The sequence below is a fragment of the Rathayibacter sp. AY1B4 genome (genome assembly GCF_002932815.1).
Taxonomy (GTDB): Bacteria; Actinomycetota; Actinomycetes; order Actinomycetales; family Microbacteriaceae; genus Rathayibacter.
In genome coordinates, this window is sequence record NZ_PSWN01000001.1 from 102,014 (window position 1) to 127,530 (window position 25,517).

Consider the following 25,517-nt stretch of genomic DNA (forward strand, 5'->3'; position numbering starts at 1 on the left):
CTCCTCGCCGGGAGCCCGTCCGGCGCGGGGGACGCGGCGGCGCACGTCAGCCCGCGTCGTCGATCCGGCGGAGGGTCCGCTGCATGTGGATCCGCGAGCTGAAGCCGGCCGACCGCGCCACGCGGTCCAGGTCCGTCGCCGCCCGCGGGCCGAGCTCGTCGAGGAGGCGCTGCGCCTCGAAGGCCCGCGCGCGCTCGATCCGCTGACGAGGGGTGGTGCCGGCGGCCGAGAACGCCCGGTGCAGGTGGCTGACCGACACGCCGAGACTCTCCGCGAGCGTCTCCACCGTGAAGGAGCGGTCGCGGTAGTGCCGCTCGATCAGGCGCGTGCCGTTCGCATACACGGCGGCGGGGGACCGGTCCTCCCGGTCGGAGGAGGGCAGCAGCGCCGAGAAGGCCGAGGCCAGGAGGTGCTCGCTCGCGATCTCGAAGTGCTCGAAGGCCGCGTCCGAGGGCTCGACGCCGAAAGTGAGGACGGTGTTCGCCGCACCGGTGAGTGCGCGCCAGTAGGCCTCGGGGAGGGCGAGGACCCGGTCCGTGAGCGAGGCGAACTCGCTCGCGCGGAGCACCGAGGGGCGCAGCTGCCACTCGAAGCGCGCCCACGGACTGAGCGCCGCCGCGTACTGCACCGTCGAGGCGCGGGTCACGAGAGCGCTGCCGGCCGGGAGCCGGTGGTCGCGGCCCCGGGCGGAGAGGCGGCCGGTCCCGTCGAGGCTGAAGAGCACGCGGAGCCTTCCGGGATGGGGGAGGACCTCGAACTCCCCGGTCTGCAGCCAGGCGCGGCTGAGGCTGAGGCGCGGCGAGACGATCGCGTCGCAGACGGCACCTCGCGGCAGGGGGCGCCGCGGAATCCAGCCGAGCCGACGCAGCCGCCTCTCGGCGGGACTCCAGACCTCGGGCATCACGCCTCCGCGCCGGGGTCGAGCGGGTCGGGAGGATCGAGCAGCGCCGCCTGCCGCGCGGAGTGCGGTGAAGGCGTCGGCATGGGTGCTCTCCTCGGAACGGTGGCCGCGAGCACGCCACCGCCGATCAGCTTCGGACACTGCTCCGCCCTGATCCGCGGAGAAGGACGGATCCTCTCCGCTGCGAGCACCGAACATCCCGGGTCGCCGATCGGCAGGGCGCTGGGTGCGCCTCACCCCTCCCGTTCCGCGGCGCACGAGGCCGCGGCGCGGGTCACCGCTCCCGCCACGACGCCATCCCGCCGTCGAGCGAGTCGGACGCCACGCCCGCCGCCGCCGCGCGCTCCGCCGCGAGACGCGACCGGACCCCGGAGGCGCAGTGCAGCACGAGCGGACCGGCCGGCAGAGCGGCGGGGTCGAAGCGCGACATCGGCATCCGCACGGCACCGGGCACCGCGACGGACCGGTCCTCGTCGTCCTCGCGGAGGTCGACGACGGTCGGGGGCGTCGGCCCGGCCAGCCGCTCCCGCAGCTCGGCCGCCGTGATCGAGCCCGCCGCGGCCCGCCGCTCCGGGACCGGCGGCACCCGCCGCTCGAGAGGGAGCTCGGCCCAGGAGGAGTCGAGGGCGTCGTGCACGAGGACGCGACCGAACAGCGGCTCGCCCGCCCCGGTCACGAGCTTCACGACCTCGGCCGCCATGGCCGAGCCGATCAGCGCGCAGAGCGCGCCCAGCACGCCCACCGTCGAGCAGCTGTCGCCCGCGTCCTCGGCCTCGGGGTGCAGCGCGCGCAGGGTCACCCCTCCGCCCGGAGCGCCGGCCCAGAAGGTCGAGAGCTGCCCGTCGAAGCCGAGCGCCGACCCCCACACGTGCGGGATCCCGGCGCGCGTCGTCGCGTCCGAGGCGAGGTAGCGCGCGCCGAAGGTGTCGAAGCCGTCGACCACGACGTCCCAGCCCGCCACCAGGGCGTCGACGTTGGCCGAGGTCAGCGACACCGGGAAGGCCCGGGCGTCGATGCCGGGGGAGAGCCGCCGCGCGGTCGCCGCCGCCGACTCCGCCTTCGACCGGCCCACCGAGGAGTCGTCGTGCGCCGTCTGCCGCGCCAGGTTCGAGAGCTCGACGACGTCGCCGTCCACGATGCCGAGCCGCCCGATCCCGGCCGCGGCGAGCGCCGTGATCACCGGCGAGCCGATGCCGCCCGCGCCGAGGATCAGCACGCGCGCGTTCCGGAGGCGCCGCTGTCCGAGCTCCCCGAGGGGCGCCAGGCGGATCTGCCGGGCGAACCGCTCGCGCTCGGCGGCGGTCAGCGGCGGTCCGGGCTCGACGAGCGGGGTCATGAGAGCTCCTTCCTCCACTGGCCCTCGTGGGCGACGGGGGTGAAGCCGACGGCCTCGTTCACAGCGAGCATCGGTCGGTTCTCCTCGGCGTTCCAGGTGTAGACGGCCCGGCAGTCCGGGGCGGTCCCCACCGCATCGCCGATCGCGGTCAGGGCGAGGAAGTCGCTCCAGCCGTCGGCGCCCACGGCCTCGGGGATCGCGAGCTCGCGGATCCGGAGCGCCGGGTCGGAGGTGCGGTTCACCACCCCAGTGTGCACGTCCCGGCGCCCGCGGCGGCCTCCTGCGCCTGTTCCGGTGCGGGATCGCGGCGGTCCGTCGGCCGGTCGGGGCTCCGCCTCCCGGCCCGGCCGCGGCCGTCGGCTACCGTGGAGGCGTTGTGGACGGGAGCGAGGCGGCCGGGTGTACCTGAAGAGCCTGACCCTCAAGGGGTTCAAGTCCTTCGCTCAGCCGACCACGTTCGCCTTCGAGCCGGGGGTCACCTGCGTCGTCGGCCCCAACGGCTCGGGCAAGAGCAACGTCGTCGACGCGCTCGCCTGGGTGATGGGGGAGCAGGGGGCGAAGACGCTCCGCGGCGGCAAGATGGAGGACGTCATCTTCGCGGGCACCTCCACCCGCGGACCCCTCGGCCGCGCCGAGGTCGCGCTCACCATCGACAACTCGGACGGCGCCCTGCCGATCGAGTACACCGAGGTGACGATCACCCGGACCCTCTTCCGCAACGGCGGCAGCGAGTACGCGATCAACGGACGCGGCTGCCGGCTGCTCGACGTGCAGGAGCTTCTGAGCGACTCCGGTCTCGGGCGCGAGATGCACGTCATCGTGGGGCAGGGACAGCTCGACGCCGTGCTGCACGCGACCCCCGAGGAGCGGCGCGGGTTCATCGAGGAGGCCGCCGGGATCCTCAAGCACCGCCGCCGCAAGGAGAAGACGCTCCGCAAGCTCGAGGCGATGCAGGCGAACCTGACCCGCCTCTCCGACCTCGCGGGCGAGATCCGGCGCCAGCTCAAGCCCCTCGGGCGCCAGGCCGAGGTCGCACGGCAGGCGCAGACGATCGCCGCCGTGGTGCGCGACGCCCGGGCGCGCCTGCTCGCGGACGACGTGGTCGCGCTCCGGACCGCCCTGGACGGCTTCGCCCGCACCGAGAGCGAGCGGCACAGCGAGCGGGTGGTCCTGCAGCAGCGGCTCGAGCAGGCGACGCTCCGGCGAGCGCGGATCGAGGCGGAGGCGGTCGGCGACGCGGTCGACGACGCCCGGCGCACCTCGTTCGAGCTGGAGTCGGTGCAGGAGCGGCTGCGCAACCTCTCGGCCCTCGCCGGGCAGCGGCTCGCGATGCTCGAGCTCGAGTCCGAGCAGCCGCAGATCCAACCGCGCGTGACGCCGGCGCAGGTGGAGGAGGCGCGGGTCGAGCTGGAACGCCTGCGGCAGGCCGTCCTCGACGCGGAGACGGCGTGGGTCCAGGCGCAGCGCACGACCGTCGCCGCCCGCTCCGCCCTCGACGCGGTCGACGAGGAGATCGCCGCGCAGGCGGCCCTCGTCTCGCGCTACGACCTCGAGCTCTCCACCCTCTCGGGGCAGGCCGACACCGCCGCCTCCCGTCTCGCGTCCGTCCGGGGCGAGGTCCTGCGCGCGCAGAACACCCTCGACGCGGCCGACCGGCGGAAGGAGGCGGCGCGGCGGGCGCTCGACGCTCTGGAGGCCGAGCTGGACGACGCGGGCCGCGGCCCCGACGGCGGCCTCGACGAGGGCTACGAGCTCGCCCAGTCCGCGGTCTCGGCCGCCGAGGCCGGGATCGAGCGGCTGCGCGAGGAGCTGCACGCCCTGGAGCGCGAGCGTGAGGCGCTGGCCGCCCGCACGGGTGCCCTGTCGCTGGCCCTCGACGTCTCGGACGGCTCGGCCGAGCTGATCGCCGCCCGGATCGAGGGGGTGCTCGGCCGGGTCGCCGAGCGGATCCAGGTGCGGCCGGGCTCCGAGGCCGCGATCGCCGCCGCCCTCGGCGCGGTCGCCGACGCCGTGCTGGTCGAGTCGACAGCCCGAGCCGACGCGGCTCTGGACGCCGCGCTGGAGCGCGATCTCGGACGCGTCGAGCTGCTGGTCGCCGACGCCGCCCGGCCGCACGTCGCTCTCACCGTTCCCGAGGGGGCGGAACGCGCGGGTGACCTCGTCACGGCGCCGGCCGGGGTCCTCTCGCTCCTCGAGCGTTTCCTCGTGGTCGAGGACCTCGCCGCGGCGCGGCGCCTGAGGGAGCGCATCGATCCGGGCACCGTCCTGGTCACCCGCGACGGCGCGACCGTCTCCGACGCCGTGCAGAGCGCCGGCTCCGGCGGGCAGCGCAGCCGGATCGAGCTCGTCTCCGAGCGCGACTCGGCCGCCGCCCGGCTGGAGGAGGTCGAGGGCGGGATCGACCGGCTCCGCTTCGAGCTCGCCGAGCAGACCGGTGCGCTCCGCGGCGCGAAGGAGCAGGCCGCGAGCGCGCTCTCGGCCCTCCGCGAGCACGACGCCGCCCGTGCCGCCCACACCGAGCGGCTCGGCGGCGTGCGCGCCCAGCTCGAGGCGGCCACCGCCGAGCACGGCCGGGGCTCGAGGGCGCTGGCCGTCGCCTCGGATCGGGTCGGCGACGCCGAGCGCGCGGCCCAGGAGGCGAGGTCGGCGCTCGACGCCGCGCGCGCCAGGCCCCGGCCGGTGCTCGACGCGAGCGCGCGCGACGGTCTGCAGAGCGACGTCGACACCGCACGCGAGCGCGAGATCGAGGCGCGACTCGGCGTCGAGACCGCCAAGGAGCGGGTGCGGGCGGAGCAGTCCCGCGGGGAGGCGCTTGCCCGCCAGCTGGCCGCCGACCGCGCCGCGGCCGACGAGGCCGCGCGCCGCGCCGTGATCCGCCGTCGCCAGCGCGACGCCGCGGCCGAGGTGACCGCCGCGCTCCCCGCCGTCCTCGCCTCCGTCGACCGCTCCGTCCAGCAGGCCCGGGCCGAGCTCGTCGCGGCCGAGGCGGCGCGCTCGCAGCAGAACGCCGAGCTGCAGGGGCTCCGCCGCGAGGAGGCGAGCGTGCGCGACCGGCTCCAGTCCGTCACCGAGAGCGTCCACGGCCTCGAGCTGCAGATCTACGAGAAGAGGCTGCAGCTCACCGGTCTGCTCGAGCGCGCCGCGTCCGAGCTCGGGCTCGCCGAGGACGTGCTGGTGGAGGAGTACGGTCCCGGAGTCGGCGTCCCCGACGAGACGGACGAGGAGCAGGAGCCGCGGCCCTACGTCCGCGAGGAGCAGCGCCGCCGCCTCGAGAAGGCCGAGAAGCAGCTGGGGCAGCTGGGCCGCGTCAATCCGCTCGCGCTGGAGGAGTTCGCCGCGCTGGAGCAGCGGCACGCGTTCCTGACCGAGCAGCTGGCCGACCTCACCGGGACCCGGCGGGACCTGCTCACCATCATCGAGGAGCTCGACGAGACGATGCAGACCGTGTTCGCCTCCGCATTCGACGACACGCAGGCGGCGTTCGCGGACGTGTTCCCCGTCCTCTTCCCCGGCGGCACCGGCAGCATCCGCCTGACCGACCCGGAGAACCTGCTCACCACTGGCATCGAGGTCGCGGTGCGGCCGGCCGGCAAGAAGATCGAGCGGCTGTCGCTCCTCTCCGGAGGGGAGCGCTCGCTCGCGGCCGTGGCGTTCATGGTCGCCATCTTCAAGTCGCGGCCGAGCCCCTTCTACATCATGGACGAGGTGGAGGCCGCCCTCGACGACGCGAATCTCGGCCGACTGCTCAGCATCTTCGAGGACCTGCGCACCTCGAGCCAGCTGATCGTCATCACCCACCAGAAGCGGACCATGGAGATCGCGGACGCCCTCTACGGCGTCTCGATGCGGCAGGACGGCGTCTCGGCCGTCGTCGGCCAGCGCGTCGCCGCGCCCCCGGCCTGAACCCGCCTCCCCGACCGCTCGGAGGCGCGCCCGCCGGTAGCCTGGACCCATGGCAGAACGCACCTCCTGGTCGCTCGGCCGCGCACTGCGCGGCCTGTTCGAGAAGCGCACGATCGACGACCAGACCTGGGACGACCTCGAGACGGCGCTGATCACCGCCGACTTCGGCCCCGACATCACCGAGGAGATCGTCGACGACCTCCGCGCCAAGGTCGCCCGCTACTCCACCACCGACCCGCGCGACCTGCAGCGGATGCTCCGCGAGTCCCTCGAGGAGCGCCTGTCGAAGTACGACACGACCCTCAAGCTCAGCGAGCGCCCCGCCGTGATCCTCGTGGTCGGCGTGAACGGCGTCGGCAAGACCACGACCATCGGCAAGTTCGCCAAGTTCCTCCGCAACTATGGCCGGAGCGTCGTGGTCGGCGCGGCCGACACCTTCCGCGCGGCGGCGGTCGACCAGCTCGCCACCTGGGCGCAGCGCGCCGACGCCCAGATCGTCCGCCCTCAGCAGGAGCGCCAGGATCCGGCGTCCGTCGCCTTCCAGACCGTGCAGTTCGCGAAGGACACCGGCGTCGAGATGGTCATCATCGACACGGCCGGCCGCCTGCACACCAAGGGCGGGCTGATGGACGAGCTCACGAAGATCAAGCGCGTCATCGAGAAGCAGGCCCCGATCTCCGAGATCCTGCTCGTGCTCGACGCGACGACCGGTCAGAACGGGCTGAGCCAGGCCGAGGCGTTCATCGAGCACGCGGGCGTCACCGGCCTTGTCATCACCAAGCTCGACGGCTCCGCGAAGGGCGGCTTCGTCCTCGCGGTCCAGGAGCGCACCGGCATCCCGATCAAGCTCGTCGGCCAGGGCGAGGGCATCGGCGACCTCACCGGCTTCACCCCCCACGTCTTCGCCCAGCAGCTCGTCAGCTGAGCGGCCCCGCCCGGGACGACGCGCCGGCGCCGTCCCGGTGGCGGGCTACACGGCCTGCGAGAAGCCCAGTGCCGCGTCGGCGAGGTGGCGCAGGTGCTCCGGGACCGGCAGCCCCTTCGACTCCATCGAGCGCGCCCAGAGCCGGCCGGCCCGGTAGGAGGAGCGGACCAGGGGCCCGGCGAGGACGCCGAGGAAGCCGATGTCCTCGGCCTCTTCCTTGATCGCCACGAACTCCTCCGGGTGCACCCAGCGGTCCACCGGCAGATGCCGCGGCGTCGGGCGGAGGTACTGCGTGATGGTCACGATGTCGGTGCCGGCGTCGTAGAGGTCCTGCAGCGCCTGCGAGATCTCCTCCCGCTCCTCGCCCATGCCGAGGATGAGGTTCGACTTCGTGATCAGCCCCGCCTCCCGGCCCTGGGTGAGCACGTCGAGCGAGCGCTCGTAGCGGAAGGCCGGCCGGATGCGCTTGAAGATCCGCGGCACCGTCTCGACGTTGTGGGCGAACACCTCCGGCTCCGCGTCGAACACCCGCTGCAGGTGCTCGGCGCGGCCCGTGAAGTCCGGGACCAGGATCTCGACCCCCGTGCCCGGAGCCTGGGCGTGGATCTGGCGGATGGTCTCGGCGTAGAGCCAGGAGCCCTCGTCCGGCAGGTCGTCGCGGGCGACTCCGGTGACGGTCGCGTAGCGGAGCTTCATCCGCGCCACGGACTCGCCGACGCGCCGGGGCTCGTCCGCGTCGTAGTCCGCGGGCTTCCCGGTGTCGATCTGGCAGAAGTCGCAGCGGCGGGTGCACTGGGCGCCCCCGATGAGGAAGGTCGCCTCGCGGTCCTCCCAGCACTCGAAGATGTTGGGGCAGCCCGCCTCCTGGCAGACGGTGTGCAGCTCCTCGCTCTTCACCAGCGACTGCAGCTGCCGGTACTCCGGGCCCATCGAGGCCTTCGTGCGGATCCACTCGGGCTTGCGCTCGATCGGCGTCTCGGCGTTGCGGATCTCCAGCCGCAGGAGCTTGCGGCCGCCGGCCTCGGCGCTCACGCGGCGACCTCCTCGATGCGGGCGGAGAAGGCGGGGGCCGCCTCCGAGAAGCGCGCCGCCACCCGCGCTCGCACCGCCTCCATCAGCGGAGCCTCGCCGCGCTCGCGCTCGAGCGTGGTCACTCCGGCGTCGGCGATGCCGCAGGCGACGATGCGGGCGTAGGGCTCGAGGCTGTTCGAGACGTTGAGGGCGAATCCGTGCATCGTCACGCCCGAGGCGACGCGGATGCCGATCGCGGCGATCTTGTCGGCGCCGCCGTCTCTCGGGATCCACACTCCCGAGCGCCCGTCGACGCGCCGCCCCTGCACCCCCAGGTCGTCGAGAGCGGCGATCAGCACGCCCTCCAGCGAGCGGACGTAGGCGACCACGTCGACGGGCTCGCCGAGCCGCACGATCGGGTAGCCGACGAGCTGGCCCGGACCGTGCCAGGTGATCCGCCCTCCGCGGTCGACGTCGACCACGGGCGAGCCGTCGTCCGGGCGCTCGTGCGCCTCGGTGCGCTTGCCTGCGGTGTAGACGGAGGAGTGCTCGCAGAGCACGAGGGTGTCCGGCCTCGAGCCCGCCACCACCTCGGCGTGCAGGCGGCGCTGCAGCTCCCAGCCGTCGGCGTAGTCCAGGGGGTCCGCGGAGTCGCCCGCCACCAGTGTCTCGATCACCGGGCCACCCTAACCCTGTTCTTGGACCCGGACCAGTTAATCCGGTTCGCGGTGATCGCGCCGATCGCGACCGGATCGGCGGCCCCGCCCGCCGACCCTCCCGGCCTCCGGTAGAATTCCGGGCATCATGGCTACTTTCGGCACCCTCTCCGATCGACTCGTCGAGACCTTCAAGAACCTCCGCACGAAGGGCAAGCTCTCCGCGTCGGACGTCGACGGCACCGTCCGCGAGATCCGGCGGGCCCTCCTCGACGCCGACGTCGCGCTGGAGGTCGTGAAGGAGTTCACCGGCAAGGTGCGCGAGCGCGCCCTCGGCGACGAGGTCAACAAGGCGCTCAACCCGGCCCAGCAGGTCGTCCAGATCGTCAACGAGGAGCTCGTCGCGATCCTCGGCGGGCAGTCCCGCCGCCTCGAGTTCGCCAAGCGCCCGCCGACCGTCATCATGCTCGCCGGCCTCCAGGGCGCGGGCAAGACGACGCTCGCGGGCAAGCTCGGCAAGTACCTCGGCAAGGACGGCCACACCCCGCTGCTCGTCGCGGCCGACCTCCAGCGCCCCAACGCGGTGCAGCAGCTGCAGGTCGTCGGCGAGCAGGCCGGAGTCGCGGTCTACGCGCCCGAGCCGGGCAACGGCGTCGGCAACCCGGTCAAGGTCGCCCAGAACGCGATCCGCTTCGCGACCGACAAGCAGTACGACACGGTCATCATCGACACGGCCGGACGCCTCGGCGTCGACGCCGACATGATGAAGCAGGCCGCCGACATCCGCCGCGTCACGAACCCCGACGAGGTCCTGTTCGTCATCGACGCGATGATCGGCCAGGACGCGGTCGCGACCGCCAAGGCCTTCCAGGAGGGCGTCGACTTCACCGGCGTCGTCCTCTCCAAGCTCGACGGCGACGCCCGCGGAGGCGCGGCGCTCTCGGTCGCCTCGCTCACCGGCCGCCCGATCCTCTTCGCCTCCACGGGCGAGTCGCTCGACGACTTCGAGCAGTTCCACCCCGACCGCATGGCGAGCCGCATCCTCGACCTCGGCGACGTGCTGACGCTCATCGAGCAGGCCCAGTCCGCGTTCGACGAGGACGAGGCGCGCAAGATCGCCGAGAAGATCATGGGGGACACGTTCACCCTCGACGACTTCCTCGGCCAGATGCAGCAGCTGCGCAACATGGGCTCGATCAAGAAGATGATCGGCATGCTGCCCGGCGCGAAGGGCATGCGAGAGCAGCTCGACCAGTTCGACGAGCGCGAGATCGTGCGCACCGAGGCGATCATCCAGTCGATGACGAAGGCGGAGCGGGTCAACCCGAAGCTGCTCAACGGCTCGCGGCGCCTGCGCATCGCCCGCGGCTCCGGCATGACGGTCACGGACGTCAACCAGCTCGTCCAGCGCTTCGAGCAGGCCGCCAAGATGATGAAGACGGTCGCCAAGGGCGGCATGCCCTCGGTCCCCGGGATGGGCCCGGTGCCCGGCGCCGGCTACCAGGGCCGCCCGAAGCCGCAGAAGAAGAAGAGCAGCAAGTCCGGCAACCCCGCGAAGCGCGCGGCCGAGAACGCGGCGATCACCTCCGGGCCCCGCCCGGGCGATGCGGGCGGCTCCGGCTTCGGCCTGGGCGGCGGCGCCGGCAAGGGCGCCCAGCCCACGCCGGAGGAGCTCGAGCAGCTGCAGAAGCTCCTCGGGCGATGAGGCGGGTCGCAGCCGGACGCGCGGGCGGGATCCTCGTCCTCGCGGCCGTGCTCGGGCTCACCGGCTGCGCCGAGGGCTCCGGGGTCGACGCGATGACGGCGCCCTCCCCGGAGGACCTGGTCGGCCGCTGGGTGACGGGCGTCTCCTACGACGCGCCCGACGTGCCGTTCCTCCTGATCGCGGAGGACGGGACCTGGACGGGCTCCGACGGCTGCAACGGCGCGCAGGGCGAGTGGTCGATCGACCAGGCGGGCGCGCTCACCGTCTCGGCCGGGCCGAGCACGCTGATCGCCTGCGACGGCGTCGCATTGCCGACGATCTTCTCGGAGGCGGCGATGGCCTCGATCGACGGCGGACGGCTCCGCCTGTTCGACGACGAGGGGGCCACCGTCGTCAAGCTCGCCCGCTCCACGAGCGACGAGGCGCCCTCGCCGTCGCCGGACCCGGCGGGGGAGTAGCGCGCCGTCCCTCCGCGGGCCGCAGCGGGGATCCCCGTGAGGCGCACCGCTCGCTAGCGTGAGGGCATGACAACCGCACACGCGCGCCCCGTCCGCATCGGCGTCCAGATCGCACCGCAGCACGTCCCCTACGAGGTCATCCGCGACACGCTCGCCGAACTCGAGGACCTCGGCGTCGACATCGCCTTCAACTGGGACCACTTCTTCCCGCTCTCGGGAGAGCCGAACGGCCTGCACTTCGAGGGCTGGAGCATGCTCGCGGCCTGGGCCGAGCAGACCAGCCGCATCGAGTTCGGCCCGCTGGTCACCTGCAACAGCTACCGGAACCCCGACCTCCTCGCCGACATGGCGCGCACGGTCGACCACATCAGCGCCAAGGGCGCCGAGGGCCGTCTGATCTTCGGCATCGGCTCGGGCTGGTTCGAGCGCGACTACGAGGAGTACGGCTACGAGTTCGGCACCCCGGGCTCCCGCCTCGACGAGCTCTCCGAGGCGATGCCGCGCATCCGCAGCCGGTGGTCGATGCTCAACCCGGCGCCCACCCGCGACATCCCGGTGATGATCGGCGGCGGCGGCGAGAAGAAGACGCTGCGGATCGTCGCCGAGCACGCCGACATCTGGCACAGCTTCTCGGACGTCCCGACGCTCGAGCGCAAGCTCGGCGTGCTCTCGGAGTGGTGCGGCCGCGTCGACCGCGACCCGGCGGCGATCGAGATCTCGACCGGCGCGAGCGTGCGCGGCGGTGTCGGCGACGCCTCCTTCGACGTGCTCGACCAGCAGTACGATCTGGGCGCCCGCCTGTTCACGCTCGGCATCACCGGTCCGGACATCGACCTCGCGCCCGTGCGCGACCTGCTCGGCTGGCGCGACGGCCGGAACAGCACCGCGCGCTGACCCGGCGGGGCGCCGTCACGGCGGCGCCCCGCGTCGGAGTCAGGCCGCCGGCGCGTCCGTCGCCTTCTGTCCCGTCGGCACCGCCCGGGCGAGGCCGGACTTCTCGGCCGCCACCTCGAACGCGTCGGCCAGGGCGCGCTGGCCCTCGACGGTGGGATGCACGCCGTCCTCGCCGAGCAGCCCGTCCTCGCGGAGGGGGTCCGGGTACTCGAGCGCACCGCCGCCGGCGGCCGTCACGGCCTCGACCAGCGCCGCGTCGTACTCGTCGAGATCGGAGGGGCGCGGGTCGGGGCCCCAGACCGAGTCGAGCGCGATGAGCCGGGCCGAGGGCGAGGCGGACACGATCGCGTCCACCGCCGGCCCGATCGCGGCGTCCACGTCCTCCGGATCCCAGCCCAGGTCGTTGCTGCTGGCGATCAGCACGATCGCGTCGGGCCGGGTGTCGGCGATCTCCTCCGCGCGGTCGCCGATCGCGACGCCGCAGTCGCCCGGCTCGATGAAGCCGCCGCCGTCGCAGCCCAGGTTCGTGACCTCCCAGCCGAGGTCGTCGCCGACGAGTGCGGGCCAGGCCTGCTCCGGGTCGACCGTCAGACCGCGCACGATGCTGTCGCCGACGATCGTCACCCGGGAGCCGGCGGGAAGAGAGCCGCCGATCGAGAGCGGCAGCGGATCGGCGGTGACGGTCGGGAGGGGAGTGGCGGTGCCGGTGGGGGACGCGGTCGCCGGGCCGGTCGTCGTCGAGGACGAGCAGCCGGCGAGGCCGAGGGCCAGGGCGCCGATCGCGGCTGCGGCGAGGAGGACGGGACGCGTCATGAGCGGGGATCCCGGAGCCCGTCGCGCAGCTCGCCCGCGAGCGCCCGGACCACCGCCGTGAGGTCGCCGTCGTTCGCCGCGGCCGTCCGCAGCTGGCGCTGGTAGCTCGCTCCCGCGACCAGGATCAGCTCGACGTCGCCGAGCTCCTTCACGCAGTCGAGACGCTCGGCGACCGGTGCGAGGGTGACGAGCAGGTCGCGGATGTCGTCGGTGACCAGGCGCTCCGCTCCAGCGGCGTCGAGGATGATCTCGGCGTCGAGCCCGTAGCGGGCCGCGCGCCACTTGTTCTCGCGCACGTACCAGGGCTGCATCGTCGGAAGGTCCTCGCCCGCGTCCAGCCGCGACGAGAGGTGCTCGACGAGGCACTGGATCAGCGCGGCGACCGCTCCGATCTCCTCCGCGGAGGAGAGGCCGTCGCACGCGCGCATCTCGAGAGTGCCCCACTGCGGCGAGGGGCGGATGTCCCAGCGGACCTCCGTGTGGTCGTCGATGACGCCGGTGCGCATCATGTCGTCGACGTACTCCTCGTAGTTCGCCCAGGCACCGAACTGCGGAGGCAGGCCCGCCGTCGGCAGCTGCTGGAACATCAGCGCACGGTTCGAGGCGTAGCCCGTGTCGACCCCGCCCCAGAACGGGCTCGACGCCGAGAGCGCCTGCAGGTGCGGGTAGTAGTCGAGCAGGGAGTTGAGGATCGGCAGCACCTTGTCGCGGTGCTCGATGCCGACGTGCACGTGGATGCCCCAGATCATCATGTTCCGACCCCACCACTGGGTCCGGTCGATGAGGCGGTGGTACCGCTCCTTGTCCGTGATGGCCTGGTCGAACCACTGCGCGAACGGGTGCGTGCCCGAGCACACGAGGTCGAGTCCCATGGGGTCGGTGATCTCGCGCACCTGCCGCAGCTGGTCCTGCAGATCGGCGACCGCGTCGCGGACGGAGGTGTGCACGCCGGAGACCAGCTCGACCGTGTTGCGCAGGAGCTCGCCGGTGATGTGCGGGTGCGGGGCGCCGTCGTCGCCGCGGAGCGCCTCCAGCACCACATCGGCGACGTTGGCGAGATCGCCCGTCTGCCGGTCGACGATCGCGACCTCCCACTCGATCCCGAGCGTGGAGCGGTCTGATGCGGCGAAGCTGATCTCCATGGCGTGGTCCTCATCGGATCCGGGCGTCCGCCGATCGGGACGCGCCTCGCCATCCTGCCACCTGCGGCCGGGGCGGACGCCGAGTCCCGGCGGAGGCCTTCCGGGTCCCGCGAGGCCCGCTCCCGCGAGGGTGCCGCTGGGCGGCGGCGTGCCGGGCCCGCACCGGGTCGGTTTTTCTGGCAGAATGATCCGTCGGGTCCGAGGCGGTCGACCCTCTACTCACCGCCGACGAAACCCCCTCGAGCTTCCGCCGGGTGTGCCCCCACGCTCACGGCTCAGTTCATCCATCATCGACCGGACACCGGTCAACGACCACACAGGAGAATTGTGGCTGTCAAGATTCGTCTGAAGCGCCTCGGCAAGATCCGGGCGCCCTACTACCGCATCGTCGTCGCCGACTCGCGCACCAAGCGCGACGGCCGCGTGATCGAGGAGATCGGCAAGTACCACCCGACCGAGCAGCCCTCGTTCATCCAGGTCGACTCGGAGCGCGCGCAGTACTGGCTCGGAGTCGGCGCGCAGCCGACCGAGCAGGTCGCCGCGATCCTCAAGCTGACCGGCGACTGGGGCCGCTTCAAGGGCGACGCCGACGCCGTCAGCACCGTCCAGGTGAAGGAGCCCAAGGCTCCGTTCGTCGTCGACGCGAAGAAGAAGCCCGTCCTCAAGCCGAAGTCCGAGGCTCCGGCCAAGGCCGCCCCGGTCGAGGACACCGCCGACGAGACCTCCACCGAGGCGTAGTCAGTGCTCGCTCCCGCCGTCGAACACCTCGTCAAGGGGATCGTCGAGAACCCCGATGAGGTCAGTGTCGTGGCCACGAGCTCCCCGCGCGGAGAGGTCCTCGAGGTGCGCGTGCACCCCGAGGACCTCGGCCGCGTGATCGGACGCTCCGGTCGCACCGCCAAGGCCGTCCGCACTCTCGTCGCCGCGCTCGCCGACGGGCGCCGCGTGCGCGTCGACGTCGTCGACACCGACAAGTAGAGGTGTCGGTCACCGGACCGGGCACGACGCAGCTCCGCGTCGCCCGACTCACCAAGGCACACGGGCTCAAGGGCGCCATCAAGCTCGAGCTCTACACGGACGAGCCCGACAAGCGCTTCACCCCCGGATCCACGTTCACGCTGCAGGTCCCGCGCACCTCCGAGTGGCACGGCAGGAAGCTCGAGCTCGTCGAGCTGCGCTGGTACAACAGCCACCCCGTCGCGTTCTTCCGAGGCGTCGACGACCGCAACGCCGCTGAGACCCTCCTGAAGGCGATCCTCTGGATCGACGAGGAGGTGCAGACCCAGCCGGGCGAGGACGACTCCTGGTACGACTACCAGCTGGTCGGCATGAAGGTCGTCCGCGACGGCGTCGAGGTCGGCACCGTCCGCCGCGTCGACCACTTCCCCGCGCAGGACCTGCTCATCGTCGGTACCCCCTCCGGCGAGGTGATGGTGCCGTTCGTGAACGCGATCGTCCCCTCCGTCGACGCCACCGCCGGGATCGTCACGGTCACGCCTCCGATCGGCCTGTTCGAGGAGGCTCCCGAGGAGGAGCCCGCCGCGGTCGACCTCAGCGGTGTCGACCTCGCGGACCCGGCGCTGAGCGCGCCTGCGGACGCCGATGCGCCGGACGCCTCCGATGACGCGGACTCCGCTCTCGAGGAGCCCGCCGACGACGAGCCCTCGGCCGCCTCCGACGCCGCCTCCGAGGAGGAGCCCCGGTCGTGAGGATCGACATCGTCACGATCTTCCCGGAGTTCTTCGGCGTGCTCGACATCAGCCTGCTCGGCCGTGCGCGGCAGAGCGGGCTGATCGAGCTCGGCGTGCACGACCTGCGCGACTTCACCCACGACCGCCACCGCACCGTCGACGACACGCCCTACGGCGGCGGCGCCGGCATGGTGATGCGACCGGAGCCGTGGGGCGAGGCGCTCGACACGATCCTCGACGGCGCGGACGACCCCGTCGTGATCTTCCCGTCGCCCGCGGGCGAGCTGTTCACCCAGGCGACCGCCCGCGAGCTCGCGGAGGAGTCCTCCCTCGTCTTCGGCTGCGGCCGCTACGAGGGCATCGACCAGCGCGTCGTGGACCACACCGCCGAGCGCGCGCGGGTCCGGCTGATCAGCCTCGGCGACTACGTCCTCAACGGAGGAGAGGTCGCCGTGATGGCGATGATCGAGGCCGTCGGACGCCTGGTCCCGGGCGTCGTCGGCAACCCGGCGAGCCTGGTCGAGGAGAGCCACTCCGACGGGCTGCTCGAGTACCCGAGCTACACCAAGCCCGCCTCCTGGCGGGGCCTCGACGTCCCTCCGGTGCTCCTCAGCGGCAACCACGGGGCGATCGCCGCCTGGCGCCACGAGCAGAGCGTCGAGCGCACGCGCCGCGTCCGCCCCGAACTGCTTCCCTAGCCCCTAGCCGCACGGTCACCGGGCCGCGAGGGCCAGGTGCCGGTCGCGGAGGGCGAGGAAGAGGGGGAACGCGAACGCGAGGGCGACCAGCGGCGCGAGCAGCACCAGGATCCACACGCGGCGCATCCCGATCCGGCGGCCCTCCACCACCATGAAGGCGACGGCTGCGATCGCGACGACCAGCAGGTCGGTCGAGAACGACGACACCCACGGCCCGCCCGCGGCGAGGCCGGCGAGCACGTCCGCGCCCTCCTGCATCGCCCGCACGTTCCAGGTCCAGGTCCCGATCAGCCCGGCCAGGGCGAGGGCGAGGTAGACGATCCCGAGCGGCGTCCAGCCGCGGTGCAGCCGGCTCATGCGCGGGCCTCCGTTCGTGCGAGGGTGAGGATCGTCCCTCCGGCGAGGGCGACCACGGCCACAGTAGCGACGGCGAGGGTCAGCGCGTCCGGTGCGGTCAGCGCCTGTCCGCGCAGCGCCTGCCAGCAGGTGAGGGCGACCGCGGCCGCCCAGGCCGCCGAGGCCAGTGCGACGAGCCGCAGCCGGGTGGATGCGGGGCGCAGCACGGGGATCCGGGGTGCCAGCCGTCCGAGCAGCAGCGCGAGCAGCGGGAGCCCCTGCAGAGCGTGCATCCCGACGAAGTGCGGGATGCGCAGATCGCCCCCCGTGGTGCTCCAGCCCAGGAGGGGGAGGCCGGGTCCGCCGTCCGCGACTCCGACGGCGTGCGCGCCGACGACGCCCTGGTAGTCGCTGATCTGGCCGGGCGAGGGCCCCGTCATCAGGAACGCGAGGGCCATCCCGACGAGCCCGATCACGAGTCCGGCGCGGACGGCGAGCGTCAGCGCCGGATCGCCGAGCGGCACCCGCGCCAGGAGGGCGGCGAGGACCAGCGTCGCCAGCCAGACCACCACGATCGAGACGGCCATCGAGGCCCAGAGTGCGGCGTGCAGGGGAGTGGAGACGTCGAAGTGGCTGCGCTCGCCGACCAGGGCGGCGCCTCCGATCACGACCATCTCGACCGCCAGGCCGACCGCCGCGACCGTGCCCAGCGCTCGGGCGGGGCGGCGCCGGCGGGGCACGAGCCCGATCAGCCAGGCGAGCGTCACGGCGTACAGCGCGATCGAGAGGCAGAACTTCAGCGGCTTGCCCCAGAGCGGCTGCCCGCCGAGCTCGCGGGGATCGACGACCAGCGCGATCGCGCAGAGGAGGGCGCCGACCGCCATCGCGGCAGCGAGCACCAGGAGGGGCCGGTGCGGGGCGGCGGAGGCTGTGCTCGCGGGCGTCTCGGTCGCCGTGCTCATCGGATCGCCTCCGCGCCGCCGCCGAAGCGGCTCTGCGTCTCGCGCGCCTGGGCGACGCGCCGGAGCGACTGCAGCACCACGTCTCCGAGCGCGGTGCCGACCGCGGCGACGGCCGCCTGCTCGCTCACGCTCTCGCGGGCCTGCAGCTCGTCGAGGTCGGCGGAGGCGACGAGGGCGGCGGCGCGGGCGTAGGTCTCGAGCCAGCCGGCGCTCATCGGTCCGGTGGAGAGCTCGAGCGCGTCGAGCGCCCGTGCCGCCGTCGCGACGGCAGGGTGGCCGCAGTGGTCGGAGCCCGCGGCCTCGGCGATCCGCCGCGTCGACGCCTCGGTGGCGGACGCGGTCGAGTCGGCGCTCACGGAGACCACGTCCTGCGCCACCTCGAACGCTGCTGTCGGACCGACGCCCGCGTCGAGCGCGGCCGTGATCCGCTTCGCGCCGGCGATGCCGACGCCGCCGCTCTCGATGAGCGCCCGGAGCAGCGTCAGGCGGGCGACATGGGCGTCCCCGTACTCCGCCCGCTGAGGGCCGGCGGCGTCGCCCGGCGGCAGCAGCCCCTCCCGGATGTAGTACTTGATCGTGGGCAGGCTGACGCCGCTGCTGCGGCTGAGCTCCGAGATTCTCACGTGGACAGTATCGCTATCGGATAGCGGTACTGTCCACCATTTGATCAGTTCCGCGCGGAGAGGACGATGTTCCCCGTCTCGGTGATGGCGATCGTGTGCTCCATGTGGGCGCCGCGAGAGCCGTCACGGCTGCGGAGGGTCCAGCCGTCCTTGTCCGTGTAGATCTCGTCGGTCGTCTGCAGGAACCACGGCTCGATCGCGACGACGAGGCCCGGGCGGAGCGGGTAGCCGCGGCCGGCGCGTCCGTCGTTGGGGATGTGCGGATCGCCGTGCATCGTGCGGCCGACGCCGTGGCCGCCGAAGTCGGTGTTGATGGACAGGCCCTCGGCGTGCGCGACGGCCGCGATGGCCGCGGAGATGTCGCCGATCTTCTTCCCGGGCTGGGCGGCGGCGATGCCGGCCTCGAGCGCGCGGGTGGTGGTGTCGATGAGGGCGAGGTCCTCCTCGCGCGGCGTCCCGACCACGACGCTGATGGCCGAGTCGGCGACCCAGCCGTTCACGGAGGCGGCGAAGTCGAGGGTGAGCAGGTCGCCGTCCTTCAGCCGGTAGTCGAAGGGCAGGCCGTGCAGCACCGCGTCGTTGACGGAGGTGCAGATGACCTTGCCGAAGGGGCTCGCGCCGAAGGAGGGGTGGTAGTCGATGTAGCAGGACTCGGCGCCGGCCGTGCGGATCATGTCGTGGGCGAGCCGGTCGAGCTCCAGCAGGTTCACGCCGACCGCGGCGGCGGCGGAGGTGGCCTTCAGTACTTCGCCGACGAAGCGGCCGGCGGGACGCATCTCCTCGATCTCGGCGGGGGTGCGTAGCTCGATCATCCTGATCCTCTCGGGGTCCGCTGAGCCGTCGCTCAGCGGTGGTGGGTACGGTCGGTGCATGCGCACGCGACGGGCATTCGGTTCCTGGCAGTTCCCGGCGGCGATCGTGCTGCCCTTGTGGATCCTCCTCGGCTATGGGGTCTTCGGAGGAGCGAGCGGCTGGACCGTGCTCGGCCTGGTGATCGCCCTCCCCATTCTGGCGGTCGCGCTGGCGGCTGTGGCCGCGATCGTCGCATTCCGGGTGACCGTCCGGCCCACGCGCACTCCCGCGTGGAGCGACGTGGCCGTGGTCGGCGCCTGGCACCTCTCCCTGATCGCCTTCGGCTTCTTCCCGCCCGGCGCCTGGGCGCTGGGCCTGCTCTCGGTGGTCCTCGGAGTGGCGGCCTTCTGGCACTCGGCGTGGCGGTTCCTCGCCGACGCGAGGGCCACTCTCCTCGCCTTCTCGGAGGCGGCGTCCGTGCAGGCCGAGGGCGCTCACCGCCCCGTCGCCGGCGAGGGCTTCGACCCGGAGCGCCCGCAGGACGGGCAGACCATCGTCCTCTGAGGGGTCGGGCGTCCCGAGAGGCGCTGTCTCCTGCGAGGCCTCGCCCTGCTCCACAGCTCGGCCCTCTCGACGGACCCGCCCTCTGCGCGGCTCTGCCCTCCGGGTGACCCTGCCCTCCAGACGAGCCTGCTTTGACTCGGATCGACGCGGCATGGCAGAATGAGCGCTTGTGCCTCGCGCAGGCTCTGCCACAGGGGAGCCGCGACGACGTGGGCACGACCGACTTCCATCAACGAAACGGTGTTCGACCTGTGGCGGGCACGGAGAGCGATACAGCATGCACATCCTCGATTCCGTCGATGCGGCGTCCCTCCGCAGCGATGTCCCGGACTTCCGCGCCGGCGACACCGTCAAGGTCCACGTCAACATCGTCGAGGGCTCCCGCTCGCGCATCCAGGTCTTCCAGGGCGTCGTCATCGGCCGCTCCAACGAGGGCGTCCGCGAGACCTTCACCGTCCGCAAGGTGAGCTTCCAGGTCGGCGTCGAGCGCACGTTCCCCGTGCACTCGCCGGTCATCGACCACATCGAGGTCGTCACCCGCGGTGACGTCCGTCGCGCGAAGCTCTACTACCTGCGCAACCTGCGCGGCAAGAAGGCCAAGATCAAGGAGAAGCGCGACGCCTGAGCGGCTTCCGCACGACTTCTCGGGAACCCCGGTCCACCTATGATGGACCGGGGTTCCTCCCTTTCTCGGGGGCGATCCGTCCGGGGAGTCCACCCGGTGATGCACAGTAGGGGCGACGGCGAGCGATGACAGACAGCACGGCCCCGGTCCGCCTCCCCGGAGGCGAGGACCACGCCCGCCACTCGGCGGATCCGTCCGAGAAGCGCCCGCGCAAGCGCCGGGGTGTCCTGCTCTTCCTCCGCGACGTGCTGATCATCTTCGTGGTCGCGGTGCTCGTCTCCTTCCTCGTGAAGACCTTCCTGATCCGCTCGTTCTACATCCCCTCCTCCTCCATGGAGCAGACGCTCGTGGAGAACGATCGCATCCTCGTGAACGAGCTCGTGCCCGGAGTCGTGCCGATCTCGCGGGGCGACGTCGTCGTCTTCCGCGATCCCGGCGGATGGCTCTCGCCGAGCTCCGAGCCCTCCGTGCCGCCGTTCCAGGCCGCGGTCGACTCCGCCCTCGCGCTCGTCGGCCTCACCGCTCCCGACAGCAACGACCACCTCATCAAGCGCGTCATCGGCCTGCCGGGCGACCACGTGACCTGCTGCACACCGCTCGGCCAGGTCGAGATCAACGGCAACCCGATCGACGAGCCCTACGTGAAGCTGCCGGACGGGGTGCAGGCGGTCTCGGCCACCCCCTTCGACGTCGTCGTGCCCGAGGGCTCGCTCTGGGTGATGGGCGACAACCGCTACAACTCCGCCGACTCCCGCTACAACACCGACAAGCCGGGCGGCGGCTTCGTGCCGATCGACAACGTCGTGGGGCGCGCGATCCTCGTCACCTGGCCCGTGCAGCAGTGGGCGTGGCTCGACGACTACCCGTCGGTGTTCCGCGGAGTCGACACCGAGGCCTCCGAGGAGGGCTCGGACGACGCGCAGAGCGGGCAGGGCTAGGTGGTCGTCGCCGAGCCGACGCTGACGCAGGAGCGGCGCCTCTTCCGGCAGGGCTACGAGACGGTCATCGGCTGCGACGAGGTCGGCCGCGGCGCGATCGCCGGCCCGGTGTCGGTCGGCGTCGTGTCGATCGGCAGCCGTTGCGGGCGCTTCCCCGAGGGGCTCCGCGACTCCAAGATGCTCGCTCCCGCCCGCCGCGAGGCGCTCCTGCCGGGAGTCGCGAAGTGGGTCTCGGCCTGGGCGATCGGCGAGTCCTCGGCGGACGAGATCGACGAGACCGGGATCATCGCCGGACTCGGCCGCGCCGCGTCGAGGGGCATCGAGCGCCTCGCCGACCAGGGCGTCGACCTCGCCACCGCCGTCGTCCTCCTCGACGGCGCCCACGACTGGCTGACGCCCGCGCTGGGCGAGTGGGCGGCCGAGCTGACGATCGTCACCCGCGTGAAGGCCGACCGCGACTGCGCCGCCGTCTCCGCCGCCTCCGTGCTCGCGAAGGTGGGGCGGGACGGTCAGATGGTGCGCCACCACGACGACTTCGCCGACTACGCCTGGGACAGCAACAAGGGCTACGGCAGCGCCGCGCACTGGGCGGGGATCGAGCGGGTCGGCCCGTCCCCGCTCCACCGGGTGACCTGGCTGTCGAAGTCGCGGGAGAGCGTCGAGGAGCCGCTCCCGGCGCTCGGGCCCGTCGGCTCGGCGTAGGATTGTCCAACGATGGATGAGGACGAATTCGAGGACTACGACCGCGAGGTCGAGCTGGCACTGTACCGGGAGTACCGCGACGTCGTCTCGCAGTTCTCGTACGTCGTCGAGACCGAGCGCCGGTTCTACCTGGCGAACGAGGTCGACCTGGTCCGCCGCGACACCGAGCACGACTTCTACTTCGAGCTGACCATGCGCGACGTGTGGGTCTGGGACGTCTACCGCTCCGACCGCTTCGTGAAGTCGGTGCGCGTGCTGACCTTCAAGGACGTCAACGTCGAGGAGCTCTCCCGCAAGGAGTTCGAGCTCCCCAAGGAGCTCGCGCTCGACGAGTAGGGCGCTGTCGCGGCAGGCTCCGGACCCCTTGCTGGTCGCGTAGCCGCCTCCGACGACCCATCGAGACCCGGTGCCCGGAGCCCCACCCCGCTCCGGAGCTCTCTCGGATCCGCGGCTCCGCGGGTCTCGTCGTCAGGCAACGCGGGTTCCTCCTGCTGGTCGCATAGCCGCCCCCGGCGGCGTCCGAAGACCCCGGCCCGACGTCCCTCCCCACCCGCCTCCTCGGCCCTCTTCTCCCCGGATCCCCTCCCGGCCGTCCGACGTTCCTCCCTGCTCCGGCACGCTTCCGGCAGGAGGACGCATGGACAAGGACGAACTGGGGCGGCGCGGCGAGGAGATCGCGGCGGCGCACCTGAGAGACAACGGATTCGAGATCCTCGACCGCAACTGGCGGGTCCGCGAGGGCGAGCTCGACATCGTCGCCCGCGACGGGTCGGCACTGGTCGTGGTGGAGGTGAAGACGCGCTCGTCGACGCGCTTCGGGCTTCCGGTCGAGGCCATCACGCGGGCCAAGGCGCAGCGCCTGCGGCGACTCGCCTACGCCTGGGCCGACGAGCACCACGAGCGCTCCCGCCACCTGCGGATCGACGCGGTCGGCATCGTCGCGCCCGGGGGAGTCCCGTCGCAGATCCGGCACCTGCGGGCGGTGGCCTGATGGGCCTGGGAAGGACCTCGGCGGTCGGTCTCGTCGGCTTCGCGGGAGCCGTGGTCGGGGTGGAGGCGCACTCGGCCGACGGCACCCCGGGCATGGTGATCATCGGCCTGCCCGACGCCGCGCTCGCGCAGGCGAAGGAGCGGGTGCGCTCGGCGGCGATCAACTCCGGGAGCACCATCGCCGAGTACAAGATCACCGTGAACCTCTCGCCGGCCGCGATGCCCAAGCACGGCTCCGCCTTCGATCTCGCCATCGGGCTGGCCGCGCTCGCGTCGCTCCGTGAGGTCGATGCGGAGTCGGTCGCCGCGGTCGTCCATATCGGGGAGCTCGGCCTGGACGGCCGGCTGCGCTCCGTCCCGGGCGTGCTGCCCGCGGTGCTCGCGGCCGCCCGCGAGGGCAGGCGCCGCGTGATGGTCCCCGTCGAGGACCGGCTCGAGGCGGAGCTGGTCGACGGCGTCGAGGTGATCGCGGTCTCCTCGCTGGCGGCGGCCGCCGTCTGGCACGGAGCCGAGTGGGAAGTGCCGGTGCTCCCCGAGGCCGCGCCGCCGTCTGAGACGGTGTCCGAGCCGGAGGCCCGCCTCGACCTCTCCGACATGGTGGGGAACGAGGAGGCGGCCGAGGCGATGGTCGTCGCGGCGGCGGGCGGGCACCACGTGTTCCTGCTCGGGCCTCCCGGCGCCGGGAAGACGATGCTCGCCTCGCGCTTGCCGGGCATCCTCCCCGACCTCGACGACGATGCAGCGCTCGAGGCCACCTGCATGCGCTCGCTCGTCGGAGCGCCGACCGGTGGCGCGCTGGTGCGCAGGCCGCCGTTCGAGAGTCCGCACCACTCGGCCTCGTCGGCAGCGATCGTCGGCGGGGGCAGCGGCCGCATCCGTCCCGGCGCGGTGGCCCGCGCCACCAGGGGCGTGCTGTTCCTCGACGAGGCCCCCGAGTTCTCGTCCGTCGCCCTCGATGCGCTGCGCCAGCCGCTCGAATCCGGCGTGATCCGCATCCACCGCGCGAACGCCGTCGCCGAGTTCCCCGCCCGGGTGCAGCTCGTCCTCGCGGCGAACCCGTGCCCGTGCGGCCGCTTCGGCATCCCCGGAGAGACCTGCACCTGTGCTCCTTCGGTCCGCCGCCGCTACCTCGCGCGGCTCAGCGGACCGCTGCTCGACCGCGTCGACATCCGCCTGACGGTCCGCCGCATCAGCGCGGCTCAGCTGGCCGCACGTCGAGACACGTCCGGCATGTCGACGGCGCAGGCCCGCGCGCGTGTCGCCGCGGCGCGGTCCCTCGCAGCGGCTCGCCTCGCCTCCACTCCATGGACGCTCAACTCGGAGGTCTCCGGCGCCTGGCTGCGCTCGGACGCGGTGCGCCCGACCAGTGCCGAGTCCCGCACGCTCGACCGGGCTCTGGAGCGAGGTCTGGTGACCATGCGCGGCTACGACCGGGTCCTGCGCCTGGCCTGGACGCTCGCGGACCTCGACGCGGCCGACCGGCCGAGTGCCGCCCACCTCGCGCGCGCGCTCGTCCTCCGTGGGGGTGCCGCGTGATCCGGCCCGACGCGCTCTTCGACGCCGCGGAGCTCGACGCCGTTCGTCGACTGCTGCCGAGCGGTTCAGCCGATCAGGACTCGGCTGCCGACGGCGAGCCTTCGGGCGAGTCCGGCTGTGCTCGGAGCGCGCTCGTCGACGCTGCAGCCCGATGCGGCTGGAACTCGCTGACCGAGCCCGGCGACTCCGTCGCCGCCCTCCTCATCGAGAGGGTCGGCGCGGCCGAGGCCTTCGCCCACGTCGTGTCCTCGTCGTCCGCGGAGGAGATCCTCGCGCCCCCGCATCGCGCTCCCTCCGACGAAGGAGGCGCGGCACTCGCGCCCCTCGACTCCGAGGTCGCCGCCCTGCAGTCGGGGCTGGCGCGCTGGCGACCGCGCCTGGACCGCAGGCTGCTGTTCCGCCGGCTCGAGATCGCCGAGCGACTCGGCGCCCGGCTGCTCCTGCCCGGGGCTCCCGTGTGGCCCGAGTCGCTCGACGACCTCGGGCCGCACGCGCCACTCCTGCTCTGGCTGCGCGGTGATCCCGCCGCCTTCGATCCGCCGCACCGCCTCGCCCTCGTCGGCGCCCGCGCTGCCACCGGCTACGGCGAGCACGTCGCCGCCGAGCTCGCCGCGGGCGTCGCGGCGCGAGGCGTCTCCGTCGTCTCGGGCGGTGCCTTCGGGATCGACGCGGTCGCCCACCGTGCCGCCCTCGGCTCCGGAGGCCGGACGGTCGCCCTCCTCGCCGGGGGAGCGGACCGCCTCTACCCGACGGCCCACGCCGACCTCCTCCACCGCATCATCGCCACCCCCGGCTGCGCCGTCGCAACGGAGGTCCCGCCGGGCACCACGCCCACTCGCTGGCGATTCCTGCAGCGCAACCGCCTCATCGCCGCCTCCACCGCGGGCACCGTCGTCGTCGAGGCCGGCGCCCGCTCCGGCTCCCTCAACACCGCCGGCCACGCGGCTGCCCTGGGCCGCCCCCTCGGTGCGGTCCCGGGCCCGGTCACCAGTGCCTCCTCCGCCGGCTGTCACCGGCTCCTCCGCGAGTACGCGGCGACCTGCGTCACCTCGCCGGCGGACGTGCTCGAACTGCTCGCCGTCGGCGACGCCGACGGATCGTGCCGAGCGCTGACCGCGACTGAGGCGCGAGTCCTGGCCGTCGTCGAATCCGAAGGATGCTGTGACGCCGCAACCGTCGCCGGGCTCTCCGGGGAATCGCTCGATTCGGCGCTGTCGGCGCTGGGTGCGCTCCTCGCCGACGGACACGTCCGCCGTTCCGAGGACGGGGACTGGGAGCGTGCACCCGGGTGAGCGGCCCCGCCGCCGCGGCGCTGT

At 73.0% G+C, this 25,517-nt stretch carries 28 protein-coding genes; 17 read left to right on the plus strand and 11 right to left on the minus strand.

Going from position 1 to position 25,517, the window contains the following annotated elements; all coding sequences use genetic code 11:
• Positions 1–46: 46 nt before the first annotated feature.
• From C5D66_RS00515 to C5D66_RS17585, 3 genes are all read right to left on the minus strand, one after another.
• Entirely contained in the window at positions 47–901 is an 855-nt protein-coding gene (locus tag C5D66_RS00515) for an AraC family transcriptional regulator (protein ID WP_104226887.1), read from the minus strand.
• Between the two features lie 274 nt (positions 902–1,175).
• Positions 1,176–2,237, minus strand: a complete 1,062-nt coding sequence (locus C5D66_RS00520) for a ThiF family adenylyltransferase (protein ID WP_104232484.1) — start codon at positions 2,235–2,237, stop codon at positions 1,176–1,178.
• Positions 2,234–2,479, minus strand: a complete 246-nt coding sequence (locus tag C5D66_RS17585; RefSeq protein WP_181028756.1) for a hypothetical protein — start codon at positions 2,477–2,479, stop codon at positions 2,234–2,236. Before C5D66_RS17585 ends, C5D66_RS00520 begins: the two co-directional genes overlap by 4 nt.
• Positions 2,480–2,636: 157 nt before the next feature.
• Here C5D66_RS17585 and smc point away from each other — a divergent pair, with 157 nt between their 5' ends.
• Together smc and ftsY are read left to right on the plus strand one after the other, a co-directional pair.
• A complete protein-coding gene (smc, locus tag C5D66_RS00530) occupies positions 2,637–6,140 on the plus strand; it encodes a chromosome segregation protein SMC (RefSeq protein WP_104256303.1) in 3,504 nt (1,167 codons plus the stop codon).
• Between the two features lie 49 nt (positions 6,141–6,189).
• Positions 6,190–7,065, plus strand: coding sequence for a signal recognition particle-docking protein FtsY (gene ftsY / locus C5D66_RS00535; protein ID WP_104223920.1), 876 nt, complete (start codon positions 6,190–6,192; stop codon positions 7,063–7,065).
• A 45-nt stretch (positions 7,066–7,110) separates the two neighbouring features.
• Here the strand turns inward: ftsY and lipA are convergent, their stop codons facing one another.
• Both lipA and lipB read right to left on the minus strand, forming a co-directional pair.
• The gene (gene lipA / locus C5D66_RS00540) at positions 7,111–8,097 is read right to left on the minus strand and encodes a lipoyl synthase (protein WP_104256304.1); all 987 of its coding nucleotides are present in this window, start codon (positions 8,095–8,097) and stop codon (positions 7,111–7,113) included.
• A complete protein-coding gene (gene lipB, locus C5D66_RS00545; RefSeq protein ID WP_104256305.1) occupies positions 8,094–8,753 on the minus strand; it encodes a lipoyl(octanoyl) transferase LipB in 660 nt (219 codons plus the stop codon). Before lipB ends, lipA begins: the two co-directional genes overlap by 4 nt.
• Before the next feature lie 127 nt (positions 8,754–8,880).
• Between lipB and ffh the strand changes: the two genes are divergently transcribed.
• From ffh to C5D66_RS00560, 3 genes are all read left to right on the plus strand, one after another.
• Positions 8,881–10,437 (plus strand): signal recognition particle protein, encoded by a 1,557-nt coding sequence (gene ffh, locus C5D66_RS00550; protein ID WP_104226882.1) that lies wholly within the window; start codon positions 8,881–8,883, stop codon positions 10,435–10,437.
• Positions 10,434–10,895, plus strand: a complete 462-nt coding sequence (locus C5D66_RS00555; RefSeq protein ID WP_104256306.1) for an META domain-containing protein — start codon at positions 10,434–10,436, stop codon at positions 10,893–10,895. Before ffh ends, C5D66_RS00555 begins: the two co-directional genes overlap by 4 nt.
• 66 nt (positions 10,896–10,961) lie before the next feature.
• Entirely contained in the window at positions 10,962–11,789 is an 828-nt protein-coding gene (locus C5D66_RS00560) for an LLM class F420-dependent oxidoreductase (protein WP_104223915.1), read from the plus strand.
• Positions 11,790–11,828: 39 nt separating this feature from the next.
• Here the strand turns inward: C5D66_RS00560 and C5D66_RS00565 are convergent, their stop codons facing one another.
• Both C5D66_RS00565 and C5D66_RS00570 read right to left on the minus strand, forming a co-directional pair.
• Positions 11,829–12,602, minus strand: a complete 774-nt coding sequence (locus C5D66_RS00565) for an SGNH/GDSL hydrolase family protein (protein ID WP_104256307.1) — start codon at positions 12,600–12,602, stop codon at positions 11,829–11,831.
• On the minus strand, positions 12,599–13,744 hold the full coding sequence (locus tag C5D66_RS00570) for a glutamate--cysteine ligase (protein WP_104256308.1): 1,146 nt from the start codon (positions 13,742–13,744) through the stop codon (positions 12,599–12,601). Before C5D66_RS00570 ends, C5D66_RS00565 begins: the two co-directional genes overlap by 4 nt.
• A 327-nt stretch (positions 13,745–14,071) precedes the next feature.
• Between C5D66_RS00570 and rpsP the strand changes: the two genes are divergently transcribed.
• The 4 genes from rpsP to trmD are packed head-to-tail and all read left to right on the plus strand — an operon-like array spanning position 14,072 to position 16,133.
• A complete protein-coding gene (gene rpsP, locus C5D66_RS00575) occupies positions 14,072–14,482 on the plus strand; it encodes a 30S ribosomal protein S16 (protein ID WP_104223912.1) in 411 nt (136 codons plus the stop codon).
• Between the two features lie 3 nt (positions 14,483–14,485).
• Entirely contained in the window at positions 14,486–14,722 is a 237-nt protein-coding gene (locus tag C5D66_RS00580) for an RNA-binding protein (protein ID WP_068210678.1), read from the plus strand.
• A 2-nt stretch (positions 14,723–14,724) separates the two neighbouring features.
• Entirely contained in the window at positions 14,725–15,453 is a 729-nt protein-coding gene (gene rimM / locus C5D66_RS00585; RefSeq protein WP_104256309.1) for a ribosome maturation factor RimM, read from the plus strand.
• Positions 15,450–16,133, plus strand: coding sequence for a tRNA (guanosine(37)-N1)-methyltransferase TrmD (gene trmD / locus C5D66_RS00590; RefSeq protein WP_104256310.1), 684 nt, complete (start codon positions 15,450–15,452; stop codon positions 16,131–16,133). Before rimM ends, trmD begins: the two co-directional genes overlap by 4 nt.
• Positions 16,134–16,148: 15 nt before the next feature.
• On the opposite strand, the gene C5D66_RS00595 is transcribed toward trmD, so the two are convergent.
• The 4 genes from C5D66_RS00595 to map are packed head-to-tail and all read right to left on the minus strand — an operon-like array spanning position 16,149 to position 18,866.
• Entirely contained in the window at positions 16,149–16,490 is a 342-nt protein-coding gene (locus tag C5D66_RS00595) for a DUF2834 domain-containing protein (protein WP_104256311.1), read from the minus strand.
• A complete protein-coding gene (locus C5D66_RS00600; protein WP_104256312.1) occupies positions 16,487–17,431 on the minus strand; it encodes a hypothetical protein in 945 nt (314 codons plus the stop codon). Before C5D66_RS00600 ends, C5D66_RS00595 begins: the two co-directional genes overlap by 4 nt.
• Positions 17,428–18,054: a MerR family transcriptional regulator gene (locus C5D66_RS00605; RefSeq protein ID WP_181028757.1), complete on the minus strand. Its 627-nt coding sequence runs from the start codon at positions 18,052–18,054 to the stop codon at positions 17,428–17,430. Before C5D66_RS00605 ends, C5D66_RS00600 begins: the two co-directional genes overlap by 4 nt.
• Before the next feature lie 44 nt (positions 18,055–18,098).
• Entirely contained in the window at positions 18,099–18,866 is a 768-nt protein-coding gene (gene map / locus C5D66_RS00610; RefSeq protein WP_104256314.1) for a type I methionyl aminopeptidase, read from the minus strand.
• Between the two features lie 58 nt (positions 18,867–18,924).
• Here map and C5D66_RS00615 point away from each other — a divergent pair, with 58 nt between their 5' ends.
• The 8 genes from C5D66_RS00615 to dprA all read left to right on the plus strand — a co-directional run bounded on the left by C5D66_RS00615 (position 18,925) and on the right by dprA (position 25,493).
• Positions 18,925–19,410: a hypothetical protein gene (locus C5D66_RS00615; RefSeq protein WP_104274011.1), complete on the plus strand. Its 486-nt coding sequence runs from the start codon at positions 18,925–18,927 to the stop codon at positions 19,408–19,410.
• 277 nt (positions 19,411–19,687) lie between these two features.
• Positions 19,688–20,035 (plus strand): 50S ribosomal protein L19, encoded by a 348-nt coding sequence (rplS, locus tag C5D66_RS00620; RefSeq protein WP_104223904.1) that lies wholly within the window; start codon positions 19,688–19,690, stop codon positions 20,033–20,035.
• A gap of 125 nt (positions 20,036–20,160) precedes the next feature.
• Positions 20,161–20,973: a signal peptidase I gene (lepB, locus tag C5D66_RS00625; protein WP_104250528.1), complete on the plus strand. Its 813-nt coding sequence runs from the start codon at positions 20,161–20,163 to the stop codon at positions 20,971–20,973.
• Entirely contained in the window at positions 20,974–21,675 is a 702-nt protein-coding gene (locus tag C5D66_RS00630; RefSeq protein ID WP_104226870.1) for a ribonuclease HII, read from the plus strand.
• Between the two features lie 12 nt (positions 21,676–21,687).
• The gene (locus C5D66_RS00635) at positions 21,688–22,011 is read left to right on the plus strand and encodes a DUF2469 domain-containing protein (RefSeq protein ID WP_055792576.1); all 324 of its coding nucleotides are present in this window, start codon (positions 21,688–21,690) and stop codon (positions 22,009–22,011) included.
• 301 nt (positions 22,012–22,312) lie between these two features.
• Positions 22,313–22,666, plus strand: coding sequence for a YraN family protein (locus tag C5D66_RS00640; RefSeq protein ID WP_104223901.1), 354 nt, complete (start codon positions 22,313–22,315; stop codon positions 22,664–22,666).
• Positions 22,666–24,201, plus strand: a complete 1,536-nt coding sequence (locus tag C5D66_RS00645; RefSeq protein WP_104254974.1) for a YifB family Mg chelatase-like AAA ATPase — start codon at positions 22,666–22,668, stop codon at positions 24,199–24,201. The genes C5D66_RS00640 and C5D66_RS00645 overlap by 1 nt, the downstream gene beginning before the upstream one ends.
• On the plus strand, positions 24,198–25,493 hold the full coding sequence (gene dprA, locus C5D66_RS00650) for a DNA-processing protein DprA (protein WP_258061289.1): 1,296 nt from the start codon (positions 24,198–24,200) through the stop codon (positions 25,491–25,493). Before C5D66_RS00645 ends, dprA begins: the two co-directional genes overlap by 4 nt.
• Positions 25,494–25,517 lie beyond the last annotated feature (24 nt).

Bases quoted from the DNA above. Each gene is read 5' to 3' on its own strand.
- C5D66_RS00555 (WP_104256306.1), top strand. From the start codon at position 10,434: ATGAGGCGGGTCGCAGCCGGACGCGCGGGCGGGATCCTCGTCCTCGCG.
- C5D66_RS00570 (WP_104256308.1), bottom strand. From the start codon at position 13,744: ATGGAGATCAGCTTCGCCGCATCAGACCGCTCCACGCTCGGGATCGAG.
- ffh (WP_104226882.1), top strand. From the start codon at position 8,881: ATGGCTACTTTCGGCACCCTCTCCGATCGACTCGTCGAGACCTTCAAG.
- C5D66_RS00635 (WP_055792576.1), top strand. From the start codon at position 21,688: ATGGATGAGGACGAATTCGAGGACTACGACCGCGAGGTCGAGCTGGCA.
- C5D66_RS00645 (WP_104254974.1), top strand. From the start codon at position 22,666: ATGGGCCTGGGAAGGACCTCGGCGGTCGGTCTCGTCGGCTTCGCGGGA.
- map (WP_104256314.1), bottom strand. From the start codon at position 18,866: ATGATCGAGCTACGCACCCCCGCCGAGATCGAGGAGATGCGTCCCGCC.
- C5D66_RS00515 (WP_104226887.1), bottom strand. From the start codon at position 901: ATGCCCGAGGTCTGGAGTCCCGCCGAGAGGCGGCTGCGTCGGCTCGGC.
- C5D66_RS00600 (WP_104256312.1), bottom strand. From the start codon at position 17,431: ATGAGCACGGCGACCGAGACGCCCGCGAGCACAGCCTCCGCCGCCCCG.
- C5D66_RS00520 (WP_104232484.1), bottom strand. From the start codon at position 2,237: ATGACCCCGCTCGTCGAGCCCGGACCGCCGCTGACCGCCGCCGAGCGC.
- rplS (WP_104223904.1), top strand. From the start codon at position 19,688: ATGCACATCCTCGATTCCGTCGATGCGGCGTCCCTCCGCAGCGATGTC.
- C5D66_RS00615 (WP_104274011.1), top strand. From the start codon at position 18,925: ATGCGCACGCGACGGGCATTCGGTTCCTGGCAGTTCCCGGCGGCGATC.
- C5D66_RS00560 (WP_104223915.1), top strand. From the start codon at position 10,962: ATGACAACCGCACACGCGCGCCCCGTCCGCATCGGCGTCCAGATCGCA.
- lepB (WP_104250528.1), top strand. From the start codon at position 20,161: ATGACAGACAGCACGGCCCCGGTCCGCCTCCCCGGAGGCGAGGACCAC.
- ftsY (WP_104223920.1), top strand. From the start codon at position 6,190: ATGGCAGAACGCACCTCCTGGTCGCTCGGCCGCGCACTGCGCGGCCTG.
- C5D66_RS00565 (WP_104256307.1), bottom strand. From the start codon at position 12,602: ATGACGCGTCCCGTCCTCCTCGCCGCAGCCGCGATCGGCGCCCTGGCC.
- C5D66_RS00640 (WP_104223901.1), top strand. From the start codon at position 22,313: ATGGACAAGGACGAACTGGGGCGGCGCGGCGAGGAGATCGCGGCGGCG.
- C5D66_RS00595 (WP_104256311.1), bottom strand. From the start codon at position 16,490: ATGAGCCGGCTGCACCGCGGCTGGACGCCGCTCGGGATCGTCTACCTC.